The sequence below is a fragment of the Agathobaculum ammoniilyticum genome (assembly GCF_025567315.1).
Classification (GTDB): Bacteria; Bacillota; Clostridia; order Oscillospirales; family Butyricicoccaceae; genus Agathobaculum; species Agathobaculum ammoniilyticum.
Genome location: NZ_JAOQJE010000026.1, coordinates 6,884 through 13,895, shown reverse-complemented (window position 1 = coordinate 13,895; position 7,012 = coordinate 6,884). Strand labels below are relative to the sequence as shown.

Here is a 7,012-nt window from a genome sequence, read left to right as displayed (position 1 = left end):
TATCGGCCTCATCCGTGAACGCCGCACCGGCAAACATGGTGAACGCGCATGCGAACGCCAGCACCAGTGCGAGAACCTTTTTGAGATTCTTCATGGGGTTTTTTCCTCCTTTAAAATTTTCAGGCGATTGCTCGCCCTTATTACGTTGACAATCATACCATGCGGGAATAAATGCGTCAAGAAGATTGCGTGAAGTGTAACAAACGGGTAATATTACGCATCCGTGACTGTCACAAAATACGAAAATTACGGGATTATATATAATAAGGTAAGCGCGCTGCATGGATATGCGCGTTTCGCGTGCTGTGTTACGACGCCCGCTCGAACATCTGTACCGGGGGGTATACCGTCTTTTTCCATAAAAATCATACAGGGGATAGAATAACCATAAAACTGGATTTGTCAAGGGGAAGTGTTCCACCCGTCTCCGCCGCGCGGGGGCAATCCGGCGGACGCGGGCGCGATCGGATGCAGGGCGGAAAAGGGCGCATTTTGTCGTCCGGCGGCAGCAGGAAACCCCCAAACCGGCTGGTTTGGGGGCTGATTTCCTCTGTTTTGACCGGAATCACGGCTTTAGAGCCGGTGAACGTGCGGTCATTTTTGATTTTTCGTTCAGATGGTGCGCACCGAGATCATTCCGTCGATCGCGCGGAGGGCTTCGAGGTTGGCTTCGGTGGGCTGCTCGGCCGCGTCCACGATGGTGTAGGCGTAGTCGCCTCTGGAGCGGTTGCCCATGTTCTCGATGTTGCACTTGACCGCCGCGGTGATGGAGGCGATCATGTTCGGGATGTTGCGGTGGATCATGCAGATGCGGTAGCCGCCCTCATACGGCACCTTGAGGTTGGGGAAGTTGACCGAATTGCGGATGGTTCCCTTTTCGAGGTAGTCCACGATTTCCTTGACCGCCATTTTCGCGCAATTGTCCTCGCTCTCCGGCGTGGAGGCGCCGAGATGGGGCAGCGTGACCGCGTTTTCCTGCGCAAGGATCGCGTCAGAGGCGAAATCGGACACATACGCCGCGACTTTGCCGCTTTCGAGCGCGGCAGCCATGGCCTGCTCGTCAACCAGCTCGCCGCGGGCGAGGTTGACGACGCGCACGCCGTCCTTCATCTTGGCGATCGCCTCCGCGCCGATGATGCCGCGGGTGTCCGCGAGCAGCGGGACGTGTACGGTGATATAATCGCAGTTGGCGAAGATCTGGTCCAGCTCGGTCACATGCTTGACCGAACGGGACAGCGCGAGCGCGCCGTCAACCGAGAGGAACGGGTCGTAGCCCCAGACCTCCATATCCAGGCCGACCGCGGCGTTGGCCACCTTGACGCCGATCGCGCCCAGTCCGATCACGCCGAGGCGCTTGCCCGCGATCTCAGGGCCGGCGTAGGTCGCCTTGCCCTTTTCCGCGGCGGGGCCAATGTCCGGCGTGCCGGCAAGGCCCTTGACCCAGTTCGCGCCCTGCACCACCTTGCGGGAGGCGAGCAGCAGCGCGCAGATGACCAGCTCCTTGACCGCGTTGGCGTTCGCGCCAGGGGTGTTGAACACCACGATGCCCTCTTCGGCGCAGCGGTCGAGGGGGATGTTGTTCACGCCCGCACCCGCGCGCGCGATACACTTGAGGCTTTTGGGGAACTGCACGTCGTGCAGCTTGGCCGAGCGGACAAGGACCGCGTCATAGTCCTCAAAATCCTCCGAGCAGGCATAGCCCGCCGGATCGAGCTGATCGAGGCCGATTTTGGAAATTTTGTTATACAGCTTTACGTTAAACACAGGAATCAATCCCCTTTACTCTTTTGGAATGGACGGGCGCGGCGGGCGCGCCCGCGGATCAGGCGTTTTCCGCCGCGAATTTCTTCATGAAGTCGATCAGGTGCTCCACGCCCTCGACCGGCATCGCGTTGTAGATGGAAGCGCGCATGCCGCCGACCGAGCGGTGGCCCTTGAGGTTGCTCATGCCCGCTGCCGCGGACTCCTTGGCAAATTTCGCGTCCAGCTCGTCGTTTCCGGTGCGGAAGGTGACGTTCATGTGGCTGCGGGACGCCTTTTCCGCGACCGCCTTGTAGAAGTCCTGGCCGTCGAGGTAGTCGTACAGCATGCCGCTGCGCTTGGCCGCCAGCTCCTGCATCGCCTTGACGCCGCCCATCTGCTCGACCCACTCGAGCACGAGGCCCAGCACATAAATGCCGTAGGTGGGGGGCGTGTTGTACATGGATTCCTTATCCGCCATGGTCTTCCAGTCCAGCATGACCGGATACTTCTCCAGCGGGTAATGGCCTAGCAGGTCCTCGCGCACGATGACCACGGTCACGCCCGCGGGGCCCATGTTCTTCTGCGCGCCCGCGTAGATTACGCCGTATTTGGAAACGTCCACCGGCTTGGAGAGGATGTTGGACGACATATCGGCCACGAGCGGCACGCCTGCCGGGGTTTCGGGGTCGTACTGGTACTCGGTGCCGTAAATGGTGTTGTTGGCGCAGATGTAGAAGTAATCCGCGTCCGGACGGATGTCCAGCTCGCCCTGCGTCGGCACGCGGTCGAAGTTGCCCTCCTTGGAGGAGAACGCGACATGGATGTCACCGAATTTGACCGCTTCCTTATAAGCGTTGTTGGCGAAGTTGCCCGTGATGGCGTAATCCGCCTTGCCGGTGCGCATCAGGTTCATCGGGATGGCCGCGAACTGGGTCGTCGCGCCGCCCTGCAGGAACAGCACCCGATAGTTCTGCGGGATGGAGAGTACGCGGCGCAGCGCGGCCTCGGTTTCCTTGATGATCGCGTCATATACTTTAGAGCGGTGACTCATCTCCATGACGGACATGCCGGAACCCTTGTAGTTCAGCATTTCGGAGGCACAGCGCTCAAGCACGGGTACCGGAAGCATGGACGGGCCTGCGGAGAAATTGTAGATACGATTGTCAGCCATAGTGAATAGTTACCTGCCTTTCAAATTTCAACATGCTGTTCCAAAAAAGAACGCAGTATTCATTATAATATAAGGGAAAGATATTTACTACGGGAATATAGCCCAAAAATCCATCTGAAAAAGACGAATGTCTGCACATTATGGACAGAGCGTGTGCGGAAGGATTTGCCAAGCGCCCCGCGCGCATGCTATAATAACAAAATACCAGAAGCGTGGGCATGCCAGAGAAAGGGGGCCGCGGCCCATGTTCCATCACAAAAAAAGAGCCCGGGCGCCGCAGCTCACCCACCGCCAGATCAACCGGCTGATGCCGTTCACGGGCGCGCCGCTGTTCCACGCGCTCCAGCTGCTTGCGACCGGCGATTCCGCGCGCTTCCATATGCCGGGGCATAAGGGCGAGCCGCTGTTCAACAGCTATGCGGAGATATTCGCCATCGATTTCACCGAAACCTACGGCACGGGCAACCTGTACCTGGGCGACGGGCCGATCCGCGACGCCGAGGTCGCCGCGGCGCGCTATTTCGGCGTGGACGACTGCTTTTTTCTGACCGGCGGCTCGACCCAGGGCGTCCTCGCCATGCTTGCGGCCGCCGTGGGGGAGGGCGGCAGCGTGCTGCTGGACCGCGAATGCCACAAGTCGGTCTGCTACGCCTGCGCGCTGCTGGATATCACACCGCATTTTATCTCCGCGCCGCTTATCGAGCCGTTCGCGGTGTCGGGCGCGCTGCCCGTGGACGCGGCCGAGCGGGCGCTGCTCGACCATCCGGAGATCCGCGCCGTGCTGCTCACCTCTCCCACCTATTACGGCGTGTGCCGCGCGATACCGGCGTTCGCGGATCTGTGCCGCGCATACGGCAGGCTTCTGCTGGTCGACGGGGCGCACGGCGCGCATTTTCCGGCGCTCGGCCTGCCCGCGCCGGTCGCGGAGGGCGCGGACATGGCGGTGCTCTCCATGCACAAAACGCTGCCCTGTCTGGGGCAGGGGGCGGTCCTTCTGGCCGGCGCGGGCGCGGATAAGCGCGCGCTGCGCGAAAATACCGCGCTGTTCGGCACTTCCAGCCCGTCATACCCGATCATGGCGTCCATCGACCTGGCGCGCGCCTACACCGAAGGCCCGGGCCGAGCCGCCTACCGCCGCGCGGCGGAAACCTGCGGCGACCTGCGGGATTATATCGCGCGCCGCACCCGCTTCACACCGTTGGCCGAGAGCGATTTCCCCGCGCTCGACCCCTGCCGCCTGACGGTCTGCACCGCGGGTACGGATATCACCGGCCGTCGCCTGGCCGACATGCTTTGGAGCGAATACGGCGTGGCCTGTGAGATGGCGGACGACCGCAACGCCGTGTTCATTCTGACCGGCGCGGATACCGGCGCCTCGATCTACCGCCTGCGCCGCGGCCTGCGCTGCCTGTCCGGCCGGCGACGGGAGGAGCCGCTTTCCTTGGCGGCCGCGCCCTTCCCGCCCGCCGCGCGCGTCATGCCCGTGCGGCAGGCGTGGTTTTCGCACACCGGCCGCGTCGCGCCCGCTGCGGCCGAGGGGCTGGTCTGCGCGCGGCCGGTCACGCCCTATCCTCCCGGCGTGCCGCTGCTGTGGCCGGGGGAGAAAATTACACGGGCGCACATTGAACTTATTCGGGAAAGATGGTACAATGAAATAGAAGAAATCACCGTGGTTATCTCGCAGCAGAGCGGAAAAGGGGGACACCTTTTATGAAAATGGTACTTGCGATCATCAATTATGATGATGCACAGGACGTAATCAACAGCCTGATGAAAGCGGGCTTTTCCATCACCAAGCTGGCGACGACCGGCGGCTTCCTCAAGGCCGGCAACGTCACCATCCTGATCGGACTGGAGGAATCCAAGCTGGACGCCTGCTTCGACATCATCCGCGAGCATTCCTCCTCGCGCAAGCAGATCATCCCGACCACCGCCGAGCTGGGCATGGGCTTTTTCCCATCCACGCCCGTACAGGTCGAGGTCGGCGGCGCGACCGTGTTCGTGCTGCATGTCGAGCGGTTTGAAAAGCTTTGATCTCGTTTGACAGTCTGCCGGGCAACACGGCGCTCAAAAGCAGCCTGCGGAACGCGCTGTCCGGCCGTTTCCCGCAGACCGTCCTGCTTTCCGGCGACGATCCCGACGGGCTGAAGACGCTTTCCTGCGTCCTAGCCGCCGCGATCCTGTGCGAGAGCGGTGGGCCGAGGCCCTGCGGGACCTGCCTGTCCTGCCGCAAGGCGGAGCAGGGCGTGCATCCCGACCTGATGATGATCGATGCGGGCGACGAGGAGCTGAAGGTCGATCTCGCGCGCCGCATTAAGGCGGAAAACGCGATCGTCCCCAATGACGGGGCGCGGCGCGTGACTGTGATCTGCCACGCGCAGAACCTCAACCCCATGGCGCAGAACGCACTGCTCAAGGAGCTGGAGGAGCCGCCGGGCTATGCATTTTTCATCCTGGCCGCCGAACAGCCGGACGCTCTGCTGCAGACCGTGCGCTCCCGCTGCACGAAATTCGCGCTCGCGCCGGCCGGCGCCGCGGTTTCGGATGAGGAGGCGGCCGCGCTGCTCGCGCCGTATCTGGCCGCTGTGGCCGCGCAGCGCGAGGAGCGGATGATGCTGGCCGCGCTGGCGCTCGAAAAAACGCCGCGCCGGACGCTGATGGGTGTGCTGGGCATTCTGCAGGCCGCGTTGCGCGACGCTGTGTTTTTCGCCAAAGCCCTGCCGCAGCCGCCTTTGCAGCCCGCGCTGGAAACCGAAGCGCGCGCTCTGGCACGGACGGTACCCGCCAGCCGCCTGCTGGCGGTATATGACTGGATTGGAGAGCTGATCGGTCGGATCGGCCGCAACGCCGCGGCGGCGGCAGTGACCTGTGCGCTGACAAGCGATGTATACCGCATCTGCTTTCTATAATATAGGAGGATATCAGCTTTTGACTACAATTATCGGAGTCCGTTTCAAGCCAAACGGAAAGATGTATTATTTTGACCCGCAGGACATCCCTGTGGAAACAGGGACGGGCGTGATCGTGGAAACTGCGCGCGGCCTGGAGTACGGCGAGTGCGTGCAGGCGAACACCGACGTACCTGACCAGACGGTTGTGCAGCCGCTCAAACGCATGCTGCGCGTGGCGACCGACGCGGACCGAAAAACGCTCGAGCGGAATAAAAAGCGCGCGGACGAGGCGTTTATCGTCTGCAAGCGCAAGATCGAGGAACGCGGGCTGGACATGAACCTGGTCACGGTCGAATGTACCTTTGATATGAACAAAATGCTGTTTTATTTTACGGCAGATGGCCGCGTGGACTTCCGCGAGCTGGTCAAGGATCTGGCCAGCGTATTCCGCACCCGTATCGAGCTGCGGCAGATCGGCGTGCGCGATGAAGCGAAGATGATCGGCGGCTTGGGCACCTGCGGCCGCGAGCTGTGCTGCTCCTCTTATCTGGAGGACTTCCATCCGGTTTCGATCAATATGGCCAAGGATCAAAACCTGTCGCTTAACCCTGCCAAAATATCCGGCACCTGCGGGCGGCTGATGTGCTGTCTCAAATATGAGCACGAAGCCTATGCCGAGCTGCAAAAGGTCACGCCCAAGCAGGGCAGCGTGGTGGATACGCCGGAGGGGCGAGGAAAGGTCATTTCCACGCAAATGCTGCGCGGCACCTGCAAGGTGCAGCTGGACGACAGTCCGGAGCATTCCCTGACCGAGTTCCAGTGCGCAGATTGCTGCGTGGTGAAGGGCGCCTGCCGCAACCGGCAGAACATCGCCGCGCTGGCCGAGGAGCGCCGCAGGCGGGAGGAAGCCGAATCTGTCCGTCCGCCGCGCGCAGAGCGGTCTGCTCAGCCGGACAAGCCCGAACGCGCCCCCTCAGCGGCAGAGCCTGCCGCGCCGGAAAGCGCTTCGGCTGCCGAAGGCGCAACCGGCGACGCCCCCAAGCGCCGTCGCAGACGCGGCGGACGCCGCCGCAGGAAATCCTCCGGTGGGGAAGCGCAGGCGTATCACGAAGAGAAGCCTGTAGAAGAATAAAATACGCCCCTCTTATAAAAGAGGGGCGTATTTTTATAATTATTCTTTTGCATGAATGAATACTCAAATTCCGAC

The 7,012-nt window shown here is 61.8% G+C and carries 6 protein-coding genes; 4 read left to right on the top strand and 2 right to left on the bottom strand.

The genetic code is table 11. The annotated features are described in order from the left end of the window. Positions 1-612: 612 nt before the first annotated feature. Together OCV66_RS15060 and serC are read right to left on the bottom strand one after the other, a co-directional pair. Positions 613-1,764 carry a 3-phosphoglycerate dehydrogenase family protein gene (locus OCV66_RS15060; protein ID WP_054328511.1) on the bottom strand — a complete coding sequence of 384 codons (1,152 nt, stop codon included), beginning with the start codon at positions 1,762-1,764 and terminating at the stop codon, positions 613-615. A gap of 58 nt (positions 1,765-1,822) precedes the next feature. Further along, the gene (serC, locus tag OCV66_RS15055; protein ID WP_054328510.1) at positions 1,823-2,914 is read right to left on the bottom strand and encodes a 3-phosphoserine/phosphohydroxythreonine transaminase; all 1,092 of its coding nucleotides are present in this window, start codon (positions 2,912-2,914) and stop codon (positions 1,823-1,825) included. 244 nt (positions 2,915-3,158) lie between these two features. Here serC and OCV66_RS15050 point away from each other — a divergent pair, with 244 nt between their 5' ends. The 4 genes from OCV66_RS15050 to OCV66_RS15035 are packed head-to-tail and all read left to right on the top strand — an operon-like array spanning position 3,159 to position 6,937. Further along, a complete protein-coding gene (locus tag OCV66_RS15050; RefSeq protein WP_186950484.1) occupies positions 3,159-4,628 on the top strand; it encodes an aminotransferase class I/II-fold pyridoxal phosphate-dependent enzyme in 1,470 nt (489 codons plus the stop codon). Next, a complete protein-coding gene (locus OCV66_RS15045; protein WP_054328507.1) occupies positions 4,625-4,948 on the top strand; it encodes a cyclic-di-AMP receptor in 324 nt (107 codons plus the stop codon). Before OCV66_RS15050 ends, OCV66_RS15045 begins: the two co-directional genes overlap by 4 nt. Continuing rightward, complete coding sequence (locus OCV66_RS15040; protein WP_054328506.1) at positions 4,945-5,823, top strand: DNA polymerase III subunit; 879 nt, start codon at positions 4,945-4,947, stop codon at positions 5,821-5,823. Before OCV66_RS15045 ends, OCV66_RS15040 begins: the two co-directional genes overlap by 4 nt. A 19-nt stretch (positions 5,824-5,842) precedes the next feature. After that, entirely contained in the window at positions 5,843-6,937 is a 1,095-nt protein-coding gene (locus OCV66_RS15035) for a PSP1 domain-containing protein (protein ID WP_147574614.1), read from the top strand. Positions 6,938-7,012: the final 75 nt, after the last annotated feature.